The organism is Acinetobacter sp. TG2027 (assembly GCF_000302435.1).
GTDB lineage: Bacteria > Pseudomonadota > Gammaproteobacteria > Pseudomonadales > Moraxellaceae > Acinetobacter > Acinetobacter pittii.
On record NZ_AMJN01000003.1, the window covers coordinates 99747 to 118267 of the forward strand.

Sequence of the window (18521 nt, forward strand, 5' to 3'; positions counted from 1 at the left end):
AATTTTGATTTGAAGGTTTGGCTTTGATCTAAAGCCAAACCTTTTTTATTTAAATACCGTGTTGCTGGCGGTATTGAACAAGTTCTTCAATCGTAATCACCGTTAAGTGATGAGTTTGAGCATATGCTAAAACTTGAATGCCCGATGCCATCGTGCCATCTGGATTGGTTAATTCACATAATACGCCAGCGGGTTTAAGCCCGGCTAGTCTTGCTAGATCAATTGTTCCCTCGGTATGACCTCGACGAGTAAGGACTCCACCATTACGTGCACGTAATGGGAAAACGTGACCCGGACGATTTAAGTCACTTGCAACAGCGCCATCTTTAATAGCAGTTTGAATAGTTGTTACACGGTCTTTAGCAGAAACACCAGTGGTAACGCCTTGAGCTGCCTCAATGGTCACTGTAAAAGCGGTATGAAACTGGCTTGAGTTTTGAGAAACCATTGGAGGGAGTTCTAGATGATCTGCTAGCTCTTCTGTAAGGCATAAACATACAATCCCTGAACCATCACGAATCATACGTGCCATTGTTTCTACCGTTAAAGTTTCGGCTGCAACAATTAAATCTGCTTCATTTTCGCGATCAAAGTCGTCCATAACCAAGACAGGCTTGCCTTGACGGATATCTTCTAATGCTTGTTGAATGCGTTGCTCAGCAGGAGAGAGGGCTGAGAAAAAAAGTTCTGGTTGAATTAAGCTAGACATAATGAAACGCTCTCGTAAAAATACGGTTGAACATTTCAGGACTGATGTAAAAACAGGCTGGCACTGAAATAAAACGGATTTATCCCAGTTCGTCGTCTTCTTTCATCCGGACTATACCGTCGGCTTTGGAGTTTCACCAAATCTGCTCAAATTACACAATTTAAGCTCGTGGGCTTGTTAATCTATTTATAAAAATTAACTCTACCACCGGTGGGGAATTACACCCCGCCCTGAAGCGATGGGTTTTATTATAGCGCGCTTGATAAAATTGGCTAGATGCTTTTATAGAATGCTAAGTTTCTTTATGAATAAGCATTTTCATAAATCGAAATAGGCTTTTTAACAAGAGCTTACTTGTTGATATGAAAATGGAATGCTATGTTTTTTATAGAAAATTATAAATAAAATAGGTGTTTCATGCAGATAAGAGACTATTATCCTCTGACCAATAGCTCGTTTATTCAGCATCTCCATATTTTCAGTTATGTATTTATAGCGGTAAGTATTCTGTATTTAATTGCTGCCAACTGGTTTATGCTTCCAAACAGTATTCAACTCGCGATCCCGCCCGTTATATTAGTTGTTACAGCTTGGCTCAGCATAAAAGATACATTAAGTGATGGGGTTAGGCAGACCTTACATAGCGTTAGTGGTTTGATGATAGGTTTAAGCTTGGCTGTTATTGGACAGGTTTATCAAACTGGTGCAGACAGTTATTTGCTTTTTTTAATTTGGACATTGCTTTTATTACCGTGGTTATATCGGCCGAATATTGGAATCTTTGCTTTAATTTTTATTACCAGCCAACTCACACTTTTTTTATTTTTTAAACAGACTTTCTGGTCTGAAAAGTTTCCTTATTTATATTTAATCGCTCTAAATCTATTAAGCCTTATTGAGTTTTGGGTATGTATAAAGAAATATCGTGCTTTAAGGTTTGTCTTTATCGCTTGGTTCGCCGTTATTTCGATTATTGGAATAATTCAATATTTATCGAATGAGAATATTCCTTATCTAATTTCTGCCTTCTTTTCAGGAATAATCGCTTTTTATTATTTCTTCAAAAAAGACGATCAGTTATGTGCCAGTTTAATGGCTGCTGTTCTTGGTGTGACTGCAACGATATGGCTTGTAGATGGGATTAATAACCTATTTAAAGACTCTAATGAGTTCATATTTTTATTGATTGCAGGCATTATTTTTATTTGGTTTGCGCTGATTAGCTATCTTTTAATAAAAATTTTTCGTCAAAGCCGCTTTTATATCATTCCATTGGCAATTGGTGCTTGGCTTGCTGGCTTGGCACTTGCAGCTTTTACGCTGGTGTTTTGGGAAGCTATTTCTTTAGTTATTGGAGTTGTTTTTGTTGGATTGGCGTTTATTCTTTTAAAGAAATCACAAAGCTATTTCTTTCGGCAATTTGCCTATTGTTTGTTTATCAGTGGGCAGACCGCTTTCTTGTTTCATCTTGGTTCAGAAACAGATCAAATTCTATGGGTTTTAATTGCACAGATTTTTATTCTATGTATTAGTTATTTTCTTAAACCGCATTGGTTCTTCATTTTAATTCAAATGCTTGCTACGTATGGCATAGCTTTTATCTATTTGCTACAACTGGACCATTCATTGTGGTCAATAGATTCTACTCAGACTTATTTAAATTTAACTTTGCTCAGTTACTTGGTTTTTAGTTTGGTGCTCTTACCTAAGAGGGAATCAATAGCCCTATATGAGCGTAGTATTTTTTTATGCGGACTGGTCGTAATTCTTGTAGCTTCTTTTTTCAATACTTTTATGGGGTTGGTACCAGAAAATTCGATAGATCAGCTGTTATGGGTTTTATATTTGCTACCTGTTGTCTGGTTACTTTGCTTTAGTGTTCTTCATTTATATCGACAACTTAAGGCACTCACTTTTTGCGCCTTTTTAATATTTGGTGTGTTCCTTATTGTGTTGGGATATTTTGAAATTTTCATCCTACTTATTATTTTAACGTGGGCATTAAAAAAGAAAGATTATCTTGTGTATGGAGTGAGCTTAACTGTATTCGTTTTTGTGTTCTGGCAGCTCTATTACAACCTACAAATAACTTTTCTAGCTAAGAGTGCATCTATTTTTATTTCAGGCATTGTTTTGTTGGCTCTGTCTTGGTTACTTCAACGTGAAAATAAAAATGATCTTGTTAAAGGAGAGAAAGAATGAAAAAGTATTTTTCTCTTATTCTTGCCGTTATCACCCTATTATTTTTTGCAGGTTTAGTGGCGAAAAACGAATGGCATTTGCACCATAGTAAAAGTATTTTCATTGAGCTTAAGCCAGTTGATCCACGTTCAATTTTACAAGGTGACTATATGGCACTGGCTTATGAATTACATTTACAATCTCTTAAAGCTCTTGCAGGAAGTGAAGGTGAGGCTCTGGAACAGGTGATTTTTAATCGCTCTTCCGTTCCCGCAAAAGTTATTTTGGATTCATAAAATCGCGTAGTTCGTACCATTTTAGATATCAATAATTCATTTGCTGGGCAGAGGTTAATTTTAAAAAATCCTGAAAATCGTTTGCAGGCTTTATATCCTGCCTCGCGCAGTTTCTTGTTTGCAGAAGGCTTGGCTCAATGTTATGAAAAAGCCAAATATGCTGAATTTAAGGTAAATCCTGAAGGAGAGGCGATATTGTTCGAATTACGAGGAGAGCAGTTTCAACCATTAAATTGTGAAAAACAAAAGAACTGGTGGGAAGGAACTATTAAGGACTTATAAAATAATAAAAGCCCGTCAATGCAGGCTTTTTATTCTTAAAATAAATTAGGCAACTTGAACAGGAATGCAATTCGCTGTGTGGTTGACTGTATTATTTGGATTAGCATATACCAAACGTGGTTTATGAATATTTGCTTCAGCTTCAGTAAAATCACCAAATGTAGCAATAATTACTAAATCGCCAACGTCTGCTTGATGTGCAGCACCGCCGTTTACTGAAATAATTCCAGAATTATCTTCACCACGAATCGCATAAGTTGTGAAGCGTTTGCCATTGGTTACATTCCAAACATGAATTTCTTCATATTCACGAATACCAGCTAAGTCCATCAATACGCCATCAATTGCACAAGAACCTTCATAGTGAAGTTCAGCATGGGTTACAACTGCACGGTGAATTTTGCATTTTAATAAACGAGATAGCATGGCTAGCGTCTCCTGAGTAGACCTAAGATGTAGATCTTATGGTGAAATCTTTAGCTTTTGCGGTTGGCAAAGTGGCTGATGCGCATTTTGCTCCTAAAAAAGCAAGATAGCAAGCATGATTGTTCAACAATTTAAGTGGGTTTATATGCATTAATTTGATTCATGGCCTGTGGAACTTGTCCTTGAACAAGTAGCTTCACTTTAGAAAGGGCATGATCAATTGCTGCATCCATCAGACTTTGTTCACTACTTGGTGCTTTTCCAAGTACGTGACCTGAAACTTTCTCTTTCGAGCCAGGATGTCCGATACCAATACGTAAACGGTGAAAATTTGGACCAATATGAGGGACAATGTCACGTAAACCGTTATGACCACCGTGTCCACCGCCTGTTTTAAGACGAATTACACCAGGGTTCATGTCAAGTTCATCATGAGCAATCAAAATTGCTTCGGGAGCAATTTGATAAAATTTTGCAAATGGAACTACACTTTGTCCAGAACGGTTCATAAATGTAGTGGGTAGAAGTAGACGGACATCGTGTCCTTCTATATTACCACGTCCACTGATTCCGTGAAATTTCGGATCATTTTTTAATGTAATGCCATATTTGTCAGCAAGCTGTTCAATGAACCAAAAACCTGCATTATGGCGGGTTTGGGCATATTCTGAACCAGGATTGCCCAAACCAACAATTAGCGAAATATTTGACACTAATCTACGCCTTTAAACACTTATGCGCGTTTGAAGTCAGCGTGCATAGGAGTGTTTTTAGATGGGTGACGTTGTAACGCTTGGATTTTAACGTTTTCAACTTTGTCGCCCACTTTGATTTCTACAACTTCTTCAAAGAAAGCATTGCTTTCTAAAGCTTTTACAAGCTCACGAAGTTCTAAAGTAACAGTTACAGGCTCAACGTTGCCACCATAAATGATAGCTGGAATTAAAGCTTCGCGACGAAGGCGGCGGCTCGCACCTTTCCCTTGTTTGTCTTCAGCACGCGCTTGAGCGTTTAATACGAAGTTTGCCATGAGTAAATCCTCATTAAAGTTTAAAAGACTAAACTTGCGACCAGTTTAGTGATAGAAAACCCCAGCCAAGGCTAGGGTTTATAAAAAGCTGCAATATTATAAACTATCGAACATTGCACTGATAGACTCTTCGTTATTAATACGACGAATCGTTTCAGCAACCATGCTAGCAACAGAAACCTGACGGATCTTGCCTAAGGTCAATGCTTCTTCAGAAAGAGGAATGGTATCAGTTACAACCAGTTCATCAATAACTGAATTACGTAAGTTTTCAATAGCCTTACCTGATAGTACAGGGTGAGTTGCGTATGCAACTACACGACGTGCACCAAATTGCTTAAGCGCATCAGCTGCTTTACACAATGTACCAGCAGTATCGACCATATCGTCTACGATAACGCAATCACGATCTTTTACGTCACCAATTAAGTGCATAACTTGCGACTCATTGGCTTTTTGACGACGTTTATCAATAATTGCTAAATCGATGTCACCCATCTGTTTGGCAACAGCACGAGCACGTACTACACCACCAACGTCAGGAGAAACCACCATAAGGTTGTCATGTTGTTGTTGACGTAAGTCAGCAAGCAAAGCAGGAGTACCGTAGATGTTGTCGACTGGAATATCGAAGAAACCTTGAATTTGGTCAGCATGTAAGTCGATCATCACGACACGGTCAATACCAACAGTGGTAAGCATGTCTGCGACAACTTTAGCTGTAATCGGCACACGTGCAGAACGTGGACGACGGTCTTGGCGAGCATAACCAAAATAAGGGATAACAGCGGTAATACGACCAGCACTTGCACGACGCAAAGCATCTGCCATAACCAAGATTTCCATAAGGTTATCATTGGTAGGGGCACAAGTAGGCTGAACGATAAATACGTCTTTACCACGAACATTTTCAGTAATTTCTACTGAAATTTCTCCATCAGAAAAGTGACCGACTGATGCAGCACCTAGAGGGATATGTAAGTGACTTACGACTTTTTGAGCGAACTGTGGATGAGCATTTCCACTAAAAACGACAAGATTGGGCATGAAGCACCCTTGGCGGTTGGTATGTAATGAAATAGATGGCAGGGGCGGCTGGATTCGAACCAACGGATGCCGAGATCAAAACCCGGTGCCTTACCACTTGGCGACGCCCCTAATGCGGCAGAACTTTAATATTTTTGCAATGCAATGTCAAGATTAATCAACAAAAAGCATAGCAATTAAGTCTGTCTTTAAAATAAGAGAATGGCAGGGGCGGCTGGATTCGAACCAACGGATGCCGAGATCAAAACCCGGTGCCTTACCACTTGGCGACGCCCCTAATATAATCATCATTACAGGTGAGGTTGGCAGGGGCGGCTGGATTCGAACCAACGGATGCCGAGATCAAAACCCGGTGCCTTACCACTTGGCGACGCCCCTAACGTGTAACCTTAAAATGATTAAGAGGAGATTCTTTTAAACTATTTACCAAGTAAGATTTACATGGTGAATGCTTAAGAATTTCATCAATATTCATTTCATTCGTTACTTCAATAAAAACACAAGCACCTGTACCTGTAAGCTTTGCTTGACCAAATTGATCTAAATATTGCATTGCTTCTTCTACTTCAGGGTATAACTGCCGAGCCAGTGGCTCAAAGTTATTTCCAAAATTAGAAGGTTCTAACTGATAGGCGCAAAATTTAGTGGTCTTAGAGTCTCTTGTCAATGTTTTTTGTGAAAAAAGCAATTGAGTGCTGATAAAACAATCAGGTTTTAAAATAATGAACTGTTTTTGATCTAAGTCTATGAATGATAAATGTTCACCGATGCCTTCAGCCCATGCATTTTTACCATAAATAAAAATTGGAACATCAGCACCGAGCTTTACACCGTAGTCCGCAAGTTGTTCTTGCTTTAGGCCACATTCCCATAATTGATTTAACACAATAAGCGTTGTGGCGGCATTAGATGAACCGCCGCCTAGACCCGCGCCCATTGGAATATTTTTTTCAATTTTGATGTGCAAGCCACAAAATTTTTTCGCATGTGGTTTTAGTATTTGAGCTGCCCGATAAATCAAGTTTTCTTCAGCTCGAACTTCACTTAACCCATCGATTTTGATTTTTTCGCCCAAAGTCGGTGTAAATGTCATCCAATCATATAAATCAATCAGTTGGAAAATGGTTTGTAGCTCATGGTAACCATTCTCACGTCGACCTGTAATATGTAAAAACAGGTTGAGCTTAGCAGGGGAAGGAACTCGAATCATAGATTTATATAATTAGACTTAGCGGTTTTGGATGACCATTGTAATACGGTTTTCTTTATCTTCAGCAAGAGCTTGCTTTAAAACCAGTTTGTTTGGCAAAGTTTGTTCACCATCGTAACTGAAATTAACTGTCCAGCCATCTTCAATCAGTTGACTCACTCGATTTGCAGCGTCTTTAGTAATTTGAGCATTTAGCGTTGCTGGTTTTGCTAAAATCCAGCTCGTTAAGTGTGTAATTGGTGCTTGCCAACCCGTTGCTTGCTCTAAAAGTTCTTCTGGAGAGGCTGCGCTAATAAGTCCTGTTTTAGAACTGTTTAAAGTTACTTCGCCCGGTTTACCCTGAATTTGGGTTTTTCCCACGCCTAAAATACCGCTTAATTCGATATCAAAATTATCTTGCTGTTGAAGCCAAGTAAAAAAAGCACTACCAGTTTGCTGTGGTGTACGAACCCCAATCTTACCTTGCAAATTAAAGTGTTTTTCGTCTTGAACTTGTTGGGTAACCGCAGGTTTTGGTTGAGTAAAATGCTGACAACCGGTTAGAAATAATACACTTGATCCACAGATCGCTGTGCACAGTTGGGCAAATTTGCTCATATATTTAACTCTTTTTTGCAGATGTAGGTAAAATTAACGCATCAAGCTGTTGTAATTGTGGATCATTGGCATGTTTTTGTTTCAGTTGTTGTAACACTGCGCTAAATTGCGTGAGTGACCCTTGCATATACAAAGCTTTAGCATAACGAACGCCAATATTTATATTATGGCTAAGTTCATACGCTTTGCCTAAGGCTTCCGCCGCAGCTTCATAATCATTCTGTAAAAATGCAATATAACCTAGCGTATCAAGAATTGAGGCCTGTTCAGGCGCATATTCTAATGCTTGCTCTGCATACTGACGTGCTTCTTTTAAACGACGGTTTTGCAGTGCCAGTGTATAAGCATATGCATTTAGATACGTTGGGCTGTTGGGCTCAAGTTGTAATAATTGTTTTAAGGTTTTGTCCAGCTTGTCACGGTCCGTATATGGATCAAGTAATAAAACTTCCGCATAAATCAGTTCTGGGTCGTCGGGTAGGTTTTTAATTGCTTCATCTAATAGATTTAGTGCAGCTTTTTTATTGCCCATTTTCTTTAAGATTTCAGCTTGGGCTTGATATAAGAAACTTGCATGTTGAGGATAATTTACTCGTTCTTGAGTAAGGAACCGTAAAGCATCGTGTAAATTTTCTTGTTTATCATATATTGCGATCAAGTTTCGTCTAGATACCACATATAAACTGCCATCAACTAAACGATAGTATGCTTTTGCAGTTTCATAATGCTGTTTACGCTCCGCATTAATAGCTAAGTAGTAATACGCTTCATTTTGATATTTTGCCGAGTTTCGTAGGTCAACAAGATATTGTTCTGCTTTGTCATATTGCTTTAAATCAATACTTGTTAAGCCTGCAATAAATAAGGCTTCTTCAGCTTTAGGGTTAGTTTCTATAATCTTTTCAAGTTTTTCTAACGCAAGCTGAGATTGGTTAATTTGTATGAGATAGCGGATTTCAGCTAATCGAATATCTAAATTTTTCTTATTTTTACGACTCGACTTTGCATACCATTTAAGCGCACCTTCTTGATCGCTGAGAGCAATAAGTAAGTTTGCTTTCATTAAAATAAAGCTCGTTACTTTAGGACGTCGACGTAATGCTTTGTTAATGTTGGTTAGCGCAGTTTGTAATTGGCCATTTTGAGCTTCTAAATTGGCGATGAGTGCCAAAATAGAAGGATTGTCTTTTTCTGCACTAGAACGTAAAGCTGTTAATAGTACTTCTCGATCTTGCGCATTTTCTGGAGCAATGCTAGCTAAAATTTGTTCTAAATCGGCAGTGGGATCTATCTTTAAAATTTTATCTAATGTCTCAGCAGCAAGCTGATATTCGTGCGTTTTTAAAGCAATGTGTGACAAATAAAATAAAGCTGGTACATCTTTAGGTTCTTGAGCTACCCAGTGTGTAGCAATATTTAACGCAGCTTGTAAATCATTATATTCAAGTGCAACGTCTAAAGCTCTCTGCTTAATTGATGTAGAGTTGCTTTTAATTGCGAGCACTGTGTAATTATGCAAAGCGTTTGGAATATCGTCATAAGCTAGAGCAAATTCAGCGACCATCGTTTGCTCTAGTGCCTGATCAAATGAATGCACGGCATAGGTCTCTTGCACAGGACGTGCATAGACATACGAGGACATGCTACCTAACAACAAGAATGTGGTAGAATACTGTCTTATCGAAGCACCGTTAAAATTAATACGGCTATTCATTTGACGCAATTTTTATTGATCCAAAGTAATGCTTTTTATGACACCGATGTTGCACAATAGCATAAATTTAGCGAAATGATGATCTGATATGTCTTTCTTTGCATTGGGTGTCAACCATCAAACAGCTTCTGTAGAACTCCGCGAACAAATTGCTTTCAATGCAGAGCGATTAAGTCGTTTGCTTGCCGAACAACGTCATCACCAAAACTTAAAGGATTTGGTGGTTGTCTCGACCTGTAACCGTACAGAAGTTTATGCCATGGCAGAAAACGCCGAAAGCCTTCTAAAATGGTTAGCCGATGCCAATAATATTGATGTAAAGCAGTTAATTCATCATGTTTATCGTTACGAGAATACGCAGGCCATTACACATTTAATGCGAGTGGCGAGTGGTCTAGACTCTCTCATGCTTGGTGAGCCACAAATTTTAGGGCAGGTTAAAAGTGCTTTGGCATTGTCTAAAGAAGCTCAAACGGTCTCTCCTGAATTAAATAGTGTTTTTGAATACGCTTTCTATGCAGCTAAACGGGTACGTTCCGAAACAGCGGTGGGTAGTCATGCTGTTTCAATGGGTTATGCAGTTGCACAACTGGCCTTACAGGTTTTTAGTAAGCCTGAAAAGCTTACTGTAATGGTGGTTGCTGCGGGTGAAATGAATAGCTTGGTGGCTAAACATTTGGCTGAAATGGGTGTCGCGAAGATTATTATTTGTAATCGTAGCCGTGAGCGTGCTGACCAGCTGGCTCAGGAGATTGCACATCAGGTTGAAGTTGAAATTATTGAGTTTTCAGCATTAGCAGAAAATTTATATCGTGCTGATGTTGTGTCGAGTTGTACCGGTAGTTTATACCAAGTTATTGCTTATTCTGATGTTAAGGCCGCATTGAAAAAACGTCGCTATCAACAAATGTTGATGGTTGATTTAGCAGTGCCACGTGATATAGATCCTAAAGTTGAAGCACTTGATGGTGTCTATTTGTATGGTGTTGATGATTTACAAAGTGTGATTGATGAGAACCTTGCCCAACGTCGTCAGGCGGCTGTTGAAGCAGAGGTCATGGTTAATCAATTAGCTACTCAGCTTATTACGCATCAAAAGGTTAAAGAAGCGGGTAGCACAATTCATGCTTATCGCCAGCACAGTGAAGAAATTAGTCAACAAGAACTTACACATGCGTTAGAAGCTTTGCATCATGGTGAGAATGCCGAACAGGTATTACAGCATTTTGCACACCGTTTGACGCAAAAACTTATGCATCCTACATCGATATTATTACGTGAAGCTGCTAAAGCAGAAAATCCTGATTATTTTGAATGGTTACAACAGCATTTACAGGATGTGTTTGAGCATGAACGTAAGCCAAAACATTAAGACAACAGCTTTAAGCTAATTTGTTTTGTTAACTCATTGAGCTGTTGTCTTAGATTTCTTGATTCAATTAAAGAAATCGGTGATTTCAGTTTTTGACGTAAATATCTTTCTTGCAGACTTAATGAATATTCTTTAGCTAACTTGTCAGCTACCTCAGGTGCCTGTGTTAATGCCTGAATATTTGTTCTTTGCATAATATCGGCGATTTCATGACAGTAACTACTACACGCACCAAGCACATAATAAGTTGCCAGCTCTTGATCATCCGGTAAATCATCAAAAATACGGTTTAAGATTGCCAGTACTTTGGCCAATAATTCATCTTGCTGTATATAAGCCCGTAATCCTTCGAAATGAATATAAAGAAAGGGATGATGCATCAAAATTGCAATCGCAAAGTCTTCATCTTTTGTATGGATATTAAATGAGAGCGAGGCATCGTGGCTGATTTGTGGGGTAAAACGTTTACCCAGTCCGAGTTTTTCACGGAAAGATTGAGTAAGTAAGTAACGGAAAGAACCTTGTTTTGGCAATAACTCGGTGAGTTCTCTGAGTTCACCCATGACTAAGCTTTTCCCTTCAGGCGTACTGATATCGTGTTGACCTGTTAAGTGCGCAAACACGAAATCGGACAGAAGAGGGGCTTGTTGTAATAGTTTTTGAAAATTTTCGAGTCCTTCTCGACGGATGAGAGAGTCTGGGTCGTGATCATTGGGTAGAACAAAAAATTTGAGTTCACGACCATCATTGAGAAGGGGTAAAGCAATTTCTAAAGTTCTGCGTGCTGCTTTTTGACCAGCAGCATCACCATCAAAAGCAATGGTAATTCGGCTATTTTGTTTAAATAGAATATTAAGATGTTCTGTATTACTTGCAGTCCCTAACGTTGCTACGGCCCCTGTAATGCCATATTGCTGAAGCGCAATGACATCCATATAACCTTCGACCATTAACCAATCGCTAGATTTAAGTTTTCTACCTTCATAAAGTCCGTAAAGTAGCTGATTTTTATGAAAGACTTCTGAATCTGGCGAGTTAATATATTTGGGCTTGATTTCATCATTTAATGCACGCCCACCAAAGCCAACCACTCGGCCTTTCGGGTCGCGAATTGGGAAAATAACGCGGTCACGTAATAGGTCAAAATCACGGCCATTATCGCTCGAGCGGATAAGCCCAAGTTGTTTTAAGCCGTCAATATCATAAGGAAAAGCTTTTTCTAGGTGTTGCCAGTCTTCTGGAGCATAGCCTAAGCGCCAAAATTGAATAGTCTGATTGGTTAGTCCACGCTGTTTAAAGTAATTTTTTGCCTTTTGACTATGAGGTAATTGTTGTTCATAGAACTGAGCAACATTTTCCAGTAAGTCATATAAATTACCTTCTTGAACTGGTTCATCAAAGCTAAACGGCTGTTCGAACTGAGCAAAAGGGTCATCGAAGAATACTGGTTCAAGCGTATTGTAGCTTTCATCTGATGGCTGCTGTGGAGTTACAGGCTCAGCCGTATTTGTTTTAACAGCGGGTGGCTTGGTAACCTGACGCGTATAAGATAGTTTTTTATTTTCAGTATTATCTTTAGGTAGTTCAATTCCAGTACTACTCGATAATTCTTTCATTACCTCAATAAAGTTTCGGTTATCAATATCCATAAGAAAACGGATTGCATTTCCGTTAGCCTGACAACCAAAGCAGTGATAATACTGCTTGTCACGGTAAACATGAAATGATGGCGTTTTTTCTTGATGAAAAGGGCAACAGCCGGAATATGTACGTCCGGTCTTTTTCAGTTTCACACGCTGACCAATCAGATCGACAATATCTGTGCGATCTAGAATTTGATCAATCGTATGTTGTGGAATTGCCATAATTCAGATAACCGTATTAAAACTTGATGTGACAGTGAGTCAGAATATTCTGACATGATGAATCGAGATATGCCCAATAAATATTTTAATATTTTATAAAAACAAACAGGCAAGTGATATCACTTGCCTGTTTGTTGATGTTTTTTAAAGCTTAAACTTATTGAGCAACGTCATCTGCACCTTGTGCTGCCTCATCTGATTGAACATCAGTTGAAGCTTCAGTAGAGGTTACAGCTGGTGCAACAGTTGTATTTTCTGCTGCTTGTGACTCAGGCTTGTCTAATAAACCGAAGCTTAAACGGTTTGTCCAACTACGTTCAGACTTAGAAGCTTCAACAGGTGTTTGCTCTGGTGCTTCAGTTTCTTCTTTATCTGAATTACCAATTAAACCAAAACTAACACGGTTGAGGAAACCACGTTTTGGAGCTTCTGCTTCAGTTGTGCTCTCTGGCGTTGCAGCAGTCGATTCACGACCAAAAATACCTAAAGTTGCACGGTTGATCCAGTTACCTTCTTTACGAGCAGCACGCATGTTAACTGTGCCGTCTTTTTTTACAAGGCTTGGATAATTAAGTTTTAAAACTTCAATATATTGCTGCGAAGTAGCTTTATCACCTAACTTGTCATAGCTATATGCCAAAGTGGCTAAAGCTTCTGGAATTTGAGGTGTTTGTGGATAGTGTTCAATCACCCATTGCGAACGTTCTGCAGCGGCGATCCAAGCTTTACGCTTAACGTTGAAGCGAGCAGCAGTCATTTCATTTTCAGCAAGTTCTTGCCCAATGAATTTCATACGCTGAGCAGCATCAACAGAATATTGGCTACTTGGGAAACGACGAATTAAATCAACAAAGTTCTGATACGCAACTTTTAAATAACTCACATCACGATGTGACTGTTGCAAAGAGGTATAACGCATCAAACTGTCGTAGTTTTGCTCCATATTGGCAACAGCACGAACATAATAAGCATAATCCACATTTGGATGTTGAGGATTTAAACGAATAAAACGTTCTGCTAAGGCAATGGCGCCTTCATAATCTTTTTGTTTAAATTTCGAATATAGAAGTTCAAGTTGTGCTTGTTGAGCGTATTGTCCAGTCGGATAATAAGTATCGATTGCCTCTAAAGACTTGGTCGCATCAAGATATTGACCACGGTCAAGCGACTTTTGGGCCTTTTCGAAGTAAGCTTGTTCACTAGATTGAGGGCCAGTATCGACCACTTCTTTTTTACTTGGATTGCTGCTACAGCCCACAAATGCAGACGCTACGCCTAAAGATAAGGCAAGCATCGTAATTTTATAACGTGGTAGCGACATAAAAACTCCTCTGTTATGTTGGGCAATGAGCTACAATTGCGCTATTAAACCACTTTTATCTCAATGATCAAATGACTTCAGCACAATCTTCAAACACAAACTTCTCTGAAACCGACTTCAATTTACTTGAAGATTCTGAGGATGCAGATAACCATACTTCTGATACAACTGCAACACGTTTATCGTTGCAAGTTCAGCTAGATGAAACCTATCTGGGACAACGTATCGATCAGGTAGCAGCTTTGGTGTGGAGCGAGTTTTCGCGTGAAAAGCTCAAGCAATGGTTGAAGGATGGCCATCTGTTGGTGAATGGTAACATTGTCAAGCCTAAGCACCGTTGTGAAGGAACAGAGCTACTTACGCTTGAAGTAGAGCTCGAAGCCCAGACGACGAGTCAACCTGAAAATATTCCACTTAATATTGTCTATGAAGACGATGATATTTTAGTCATTAATAAGCCAGTAGGCATGGTGGTACATCCAGGAGCAGGCAATAGTTCTGGAACTTTAGTGAATGCTTTGCTTTACCATTTCCCAAAATTGGCAGAACTTTCGCGCGCTGGTTTAGTACACCGTATTGATAAAGATACCAGCGGTTTACTGGTTGTCGCTAAAAGCCTAGAAGCTCAATTTTCTTTAAGTAAACAGTTGGCAAATAAAACGGTTTACCGTGTATATGATTTGGTTGTTTATGGAAATATTATTGCTGGCGGTACGATTGATGAACCAATCAAACGCCACCCAGTTGACCGTGTGAAAATGGCAATTTTACCGGGTGGGCGAGATGCGGTAACTCACTACAATGTAAAAGAACGCTTTAAAGATTTTACTCGTGTACAAGCTCGTCTTGAAACAGGACGAACACATCAGATCCGTGTGCATTTTAGTTATATTGGTTACGGTTTGATTGGCGATCAGGTTTATATAAACCGTGTACGTGTGCCAGCTGGTGCATCTGAATTGCTCATTGAAACTTTACGTGGTTTTAAACGTCAAGCATTGCATGCAGCTAAATTAGGCTTGAAACACCCTCGTACTGGTGAAGAAATGCTGTTTGAAGCGCCGTGGCCTGAAGACTTTACACATTTAGTAAATGTGTTACGTTCAGAAAACGCTGCATATTAAGGACGTGCATATGGAATTTGTTCAAGGTTTACCTCAAGGCGTATTTGTAGGGCAGACACGTGTTCAACATCCTTTGGCATTACCAACGGATCAACTTGAATTATCTGGCTTTAATTTGGCTTTACATGTCAAAGATGAGGCACAACGTGTTCAACAGCATCGAATGATATTGTTAGATGAGTTTGCGAAATTTGGTGTTAAAAAAATGACATGGATGACTCAAACGCATAGTACGATTTGCCATACTGTAAATGAACAAATTCCTTTTAAAGCTTTAATTGGCGATGGTTTGGTCACCCAAACAAAAGGCCATGCTTTAATGATGATGACGGCTGATTGCTTACCTGTCGTGTTGGGAAATGCTGAAGGCAGTGAAGTTGCTAATTTGCATGCCGGTTGGCGTGGTTTGGCTGGTGGCATTATTGAAAATACAGTGGCCGCTATGCAGAATCCTCCAACTTGGGCATGGTTAGGAGCTGCAATCAGTCAACCTTGTTTTGAAATTGGGGCCGAAGTAAAAAATGCTTTTTGTGATAAATATCCAGAGTTGGAAACAGCCTTTGTTGAGGGCGTGGCTCCAAATAAATTTCATGCAGACTTATATGCCATTGCTCGCTTTATTTTGCAAAGTCTAGGTGTGCAACAAGTCTTAGGTGGAGATCAATGTTCTTATCAACAGGGTGATGAATATTTTTCTTATCGTCGTGATGCGAAGACAGGACGTATGGCCACGTTTGTTTTTATGTAAGTTTTGATCACCGCCTTAAATGACTCTCTTATTTTATAACGGCTAAAAATAAGAGAGTTTTTTATTTAATTTAAAAATACTTCTATACTATGCGGTAGTAAAAACCTTATATTTCATATTTATAGATGAAGGTTTAGCAAGTGTTAATAAAATGATAAAATAGAAAAAATCGCTCAAAATTTTAATCTTATGTCTTTGCCTGAAAAACATCTCTCTATTGTATACCACAGCCCATATGGTCATACCGCGAAGGTAGCTTCCGCTATTGCTGCTGGTGCAGAGGTGATGGGTGTAAAAGTACATTTAATGAATATTGAACATATTGATTGGGATGCACTTGATGCATCGCACGGTATTATTTTTGGTTCGCCTACCTATATGGGGAGTATGACCGCTGACTTTAAAAAGTTTATGGACAGTACTTCTAAACGTTGGAAAGAGCGTTTGTGGCAAGGCAAGCTTGCAGCTGGCTTTGCAAACTCAGGTGGTCTAAGCGGCGATAAATTAGCGGTATTACAACAATTAAATATTTTTGCGATGCAACATGGCATGCTTTGGTCAGGTTTACCTTTAATGACGACTGGGCATAGTGAAAAAGATTTAAATCGATTATCGAGTTGTTTAGGTTTAATGACACAGTCAGATAATGCACCTGTTGAAATTACTCCTCCACAAGGCGATTTAGATACTGCAAAATGGTTTGGCGAATATATTGCTGGACTCTTATATAGATTAAATTAATAAATTCCGCGATATAAAAAAGCCTCTAAAAAGAGGCTTTTTATTTAATTACTTATGAAATATACGAGCTTTATCACGCTGCCAATCGCGATCTTTTTCAGTCGCACGTTTGTCGTGAAGCTGTTTACCTTTCACCAGAGCAATTTCAAGTTTAACCAAGTGACCTTTCCAATAACATGCTAAAGGAACACATGAGTAACCTTTTTGGTTCACTGAACCTGTTAGCTTTTCTAGTTCTCGGCGTGATAATAATAATTTACGTGTACGTGTAGCTTCAGGTACTACATGAGTAGACGCCGAAAGGAGCGGTTGAATTTGTGCACCAAATAAAAACGCTTCACCATTCTTAAAAATGACATAACTTTCTGTCAAACTCATGCGACCAGCACGTAAAGACTTTACTTCCCAGCCGAGTAAAGACATACCAGCTTCAAATTTTTCTTCGATAAAATAATCATGGCGGGCACGTTTGTTTTGTGCGATGGTTCCGCCATTATGTTTTTTCACTACTGTCGCTTTCGCCATAATTCAAACTTCCACAATTATGCCTATTGTGCCGTAAACTGATGCTAAGGTGAAGTTTTTCCTGCACGTCAATATTTCGCCTGATGTATAACTTTTGCTAAAATAGGTTCACAATACAATTAGAGTACTAGCGGATGTCTAAAACGCGTGTAATTTATCCTGGAACATTTGACCCCATCACGAATGGACACGTTGATTTAGTTACTAGAGCATCAAGAATGTTTGATGAGGTTGTAGTAGCAATTGCAATTGGACATCATAAAAACCCTTTGTTCAGTCTAGAAGAGAGAGTTGAACTGGCCCAAACATCACTCAGCCATTTATCAAATGTTGAATTTGTAGGCTTTGATGGTCTACTGGTTAATTTTTTCAAAGAGCAAAAGGCAACAGCAGTACTTCGTGGTTTAAGAGCAGTTTCTGATTTTGAATATGAATTTCAACTTGCCAATATGAACCGTCAACTTGACCCACATTTTGAAGCAGTATTTTTAACACCATCTGAGCAGTATTCATTTATTTCTTCGACATTAATTCGGGAAATTGCTCGTTTAAAAGGGGATGTAACCAAGTTTGTTCCGCAAGCTGTGGTTGAGGCCTTTGAACGTAAACATCAACAAGGTTGGTAAAGTGTCGTTATATATCACCGATGAATGCATAAACTGTGATGTTTGTGAACCAGTTTGCCCAAATGAAGCTATTTTCATGGGTGAAGTGATTTATGAAATTCATCCAGATTTATGCACTGAATGCGTTGGTCATCATGACCAGCCGCAATGTCAGTTATTTTGTCCAGTGGACTGTATTCCTAAAGATCCGCAGCATGTGGAGACGGAAGATGAGCTATTCGACAAATATAAAAAATTAATTGCTCAAAAAAGCACAAGCAATTAGTAAATAAATTTGTTAATATGCGCCCCTGAAGTGAGCTGGATGGTCGCTGCTGTGGAGGTCTTCGTGACTGAAGCAGGGGAGGAAAGTCCGGGCTTCATAGGGCAGGGTGCCAGGTAACGCCTGGGCGGTGAAAGCCGACGGAAAGTGCAGCAGAGAGTAGACCGCCTCATTCGTGAGGTAAGGGTGAAAGGGTGCGGTAAGAGCGCACCGCGTGTCTGGTAACAGTTCACGGCATGGTAAACCCCACCAGAAGCAAGACCAAATAGGAATCCTGAGGTACGGCCCGTACTGGATTCGGGTAGGTCGCTTGAGCGTATGAGTGATTGTACGCCTAGAGGAATGACCATCCTCGACAGAACCCGGCTTATAGGCTCACTTCACCTCATTTTATTTAAAATTTTTCTTGACGTGCGTTAAAGAAGTTAAGATAATGCGCGCACAG

At 39.3% G+C, this 18521-nt stretch carries 18 protein-coding genes, 3 tRNA genes, 1 other RNA gene, 1 pseudogene and 1 riboswitch; of the genes and pseudogenes, 9 read left to right on the top strand and 14 right to left on the bottom strand.

The annotated features are described in order from the left end of the window. Positions 1–49: 49 nt before the first annotated feature. Positions 50–709, bottom strand: coding sequence for a 3,4-dihydroxy-2-butanone-4-phosphate synthase (gene ribB / locus B806_RS0101655; protein ID WP_005070969.1), 660 nt, complete (start codon positions 707–709; stop codon positions 50–52). 90 nt (positions 710–799) lie between these two features. Beyond that, positions 800–950, bottom strand: a riboswitch (FMN riboswitch). 176 nt (positions 951–1126) lie between these two features. Here ribB and B806_RS0101660 point away from each other — a divergent pair. Further along, complete coding sequence (locus tag B806_RS0101660; protein ID WP_017402530.1) at positions 1127–2911, top strand: DUF2157 domain-containing protein; 1785 nt, start codon at positions 1127–1129, stop codon at positions 2909–2911. After that, a pseudogene (locus B806_RS0101665) lies at positions 2908–3468 on the top strand (GDYXXLXY domain-containing protein). Before B806_RS0101660 ends, B806_RS0101665 begins: the two are co-directional and overlap by 4 nt. Positions 3469–3513: 45 nt before the next feature. On the opposite strand, the gene panD reads toward B806_RS0101665, so the two are convergent. The 10 genes from panD to B806_RS0101715 form a co-directional block, all read right to left on the bottom strand. Beyond that, entirely contained in the window at positions 3514–3894 is a 381-nt protein-coding gene (gene panD, locus B806_RS0101670; RefSeq protein WP_002120296.1) for an aspartate 1-decarboxylase, read from the bottom strand. Positions 3895–4025: 131 nt separating this feature from the next. Next, complete coding sequence (gene pth / locus B806_RS0101675) at positions 4026–4607, bottom strand: aminoacyl-tRNA hydrolase (RefSeq protein ID WP_002120328.1); 582 nt, start codon at positions 4605–4607, stop codon at positions 4026–4028. A 20-nt stretch (positions 4608–4627) separates the two neighbouring features. Then, positions 4628–4924, bottom strand: a complete 297-nt coding sequence (gene rplY, locus B806_RS0101680; protein ID WP_017387240.1) for a 50S ribosomal protein L25 — start codon at positions 4922–4924, stop codon at positions 4628–4630. 96 nt (positions 4925–5020) lie between these two features. After that, the gene (locus tag B806_RS0101685; protein ID WP_002120445.1) at positions 5021–5971 is read right to left on the bottom strand and encodes a ribose-phosphate pyrophosphokinase; all 951 of its coding nucleotides are present in this window, start codon (positions 5969–5971) and stop codon (positions 5021–5023) included. Positions 5972–6007: 36 nt separating this feature from the next. Beyond that, positions 6008–6082, bottom strand: a tRNA-Gln gene (locus B806_RS0101690). 91 nt (positions 6083–6173) lie between these two features. Further along, a tRNA-Gln gene (locus B806_RS0101695) sits at positions 6174–6248 on the bottom strand. 26 nt (positions 6249–6274) lie between these two features. Next, positions 6275–6349 (bottom strand) — tRNA-Gln (locus B806_RS0101700). After that, a complete protein-coding gene (ispE, locus tag B806_RS0101705; RefSeq protein ID WP_025466661.1) occupies positions 6348–7181 on the bottom strand; it encodes a 4-(cytidine 5'-diphospho)-2-C-methyl-D-erythritol kinase in 834 nt (277 codons plus the stop codon). The genes B806_RS0101700 and ispE overlap by 2 nt, the downstream gene beginning before the upstream one ends. Positions 7182–7199: 18 nt before the next feature. Next, the gene (lolB, locus tag B806_RS0101710) at positions 7200–7778 is read right to left on the bottom strand and encodes a lipoprotein insertase outer membrane protein LolB (RefSeq protein ID WP_017387241.1); all 579 of its coding nucleotides are present in this window, start codon (positions 7776–7778) and stop codon (positions 7200–7202) included. Between the two features lie 4 nt (positions 7779–7782). Further along, a complete protein-coding gene (locus tag B806_RS0101715; RefSeq protein ID WP_005070953.1) occupies positions 7783–9492 on the bottom strand; it encodes a tetratricopeptide repeat protein in 1710 nt (569 codons plus the stop codon). A gap of 88 nt (positions 9493–9580) precedes the next feature. Between B806_RS0101715 and hemA the strand changes: the two genes are divergently transcribed. After that, positions 9581–10864 carry a glutamyl-tRNA reductase gene (hemA, locus tag B806_RS0101720; RefSeq protein ID WP_017387242.1) on the top strand — a complete coding sequence of 428 codons (1284 nt, stop codon included), beginning with the start codon at positions 9581–9583 and terminating at the stop codon, positions 10862–10864. Here the strand turns inward: hemA and B806_RS0101725 are convergent. Next, positions 10861–12729, bottom strand: coding sequence for a DNA primase (locus B806_RS0101725; RefSeq protein ID WP_017387243.1), 1869 nt, complete (start codon positions 12727–12729; stop codon positions 10861–10863). The two genes, hemA and B806_RS0101725, sit on opposite strands and share 4 nt — an antisense overlap. A gap of 157 nt (positions 12730–12886) precedes the next feature. Then, complete coding sequence (locus tag B806_RS0101730; protein WP_017387244.1) at positions 12887–14050, bottom strand: outer membrane protein assembly factor BamD; 1164 nt, start codon at positions 14048–14050, stop codon at positions 12887–12889. Positions 14051–14121: 71 nt separating this feature from the next. Between B806_RS0101730 and rluD the strand changes: the two genes are divergently transcribed. From rluD to B806_RS0101745, 3 genes are all read left to right on the top strand, one after another. Next, positions 14122–15174 (top strand): 23S rRNA pseudouridine(1911/1915/1917) synthase RluD, encoded by a 1053-nt coding sequence (gene rluD / locus B806_RS0101735; RefSeq protein ID WP_017387245.1) that lies wholly within the window; start codon positions 14122–14124, stop codon positions 15172–15174. Positions 15175–15184: 10 nt separating this feature from the next. Then, entirely contained in the window at positions 15185–15922 is a 738-nt protein-coding gene (gene pgeF, locus B806_RS0101740; protein WP_017387246.1) for a peptidoglycan editing factor PgeF, read from the top strand. 189 nt (positions 15923–16111) lie between these two features. Continuing rightward, entirely contained in the window at positions 16112–16663 is a 552-nt protein-coding gene (locus tag B806_RS0101745; RefSeq protein WP_005075275.1) for a flavodoxin family protein, read from the top strand. A 48-nt stretch (positions 16664–16711) separates the two neighbouring features. Here B806_RS0101745 and smpB read toward each other — a convergent pair whose 3' ends face one another. Continuing rightward, positions 16712–17188 carry an SsrA-binding protein SmpB gene (gene smpB / locus B806_RS0101750; RefSeq protein WP_002120348.1) on the bottom strand — a complete coding sequence of 159 codons (477 nt, stop codon included), beginning with the start codon at positions 17186–17188 and terminating at the stop codon, positions 16712–16714. A gap of 134 nt (positions 17189–17322) precedes the next feature. On the opposite strand from smpB, the gene coaD reads away from it, so the two are divergent. The 3 genes from coaD to rnpB all read left to right on the top strand — a co-directional run bounded on the left by coaD (position 17323) and on the right by rnpB (position 18462). Continuing rightward, on the top strand, positions 17323–17814 hold the full coding sequence (gene coaD, locus B806_RS0101755) for a pantetheine-phosphate adenylyltransferase (RefSeq protein ID WP_005070938.1): 492 nt from the start codon (positions 17323–17325) through the stop codon (positions 17812–17814). Between the two features lies 1 nt (position 17815). Next, on the top strand, positions 17816–18079 hold the full coding sequence (locus tag B806_RS0101760; protein ID WP_005070936.1) for a YfhL family 4Fe-4S dicluster ferredoxin: 264 nt from the start codon (positions 17816–17818) through the stop codon (positions 18077–18079). A gap of 27 nt (positions 18080–18106) precedes the next feature. Next, positions 18107–18462, top strand: an RNA gene (gene rnpB, locus B806_RS18985) — RNase P RNA component class A. Positions 18463–18521: the final 59 nt, after the last annotated feature.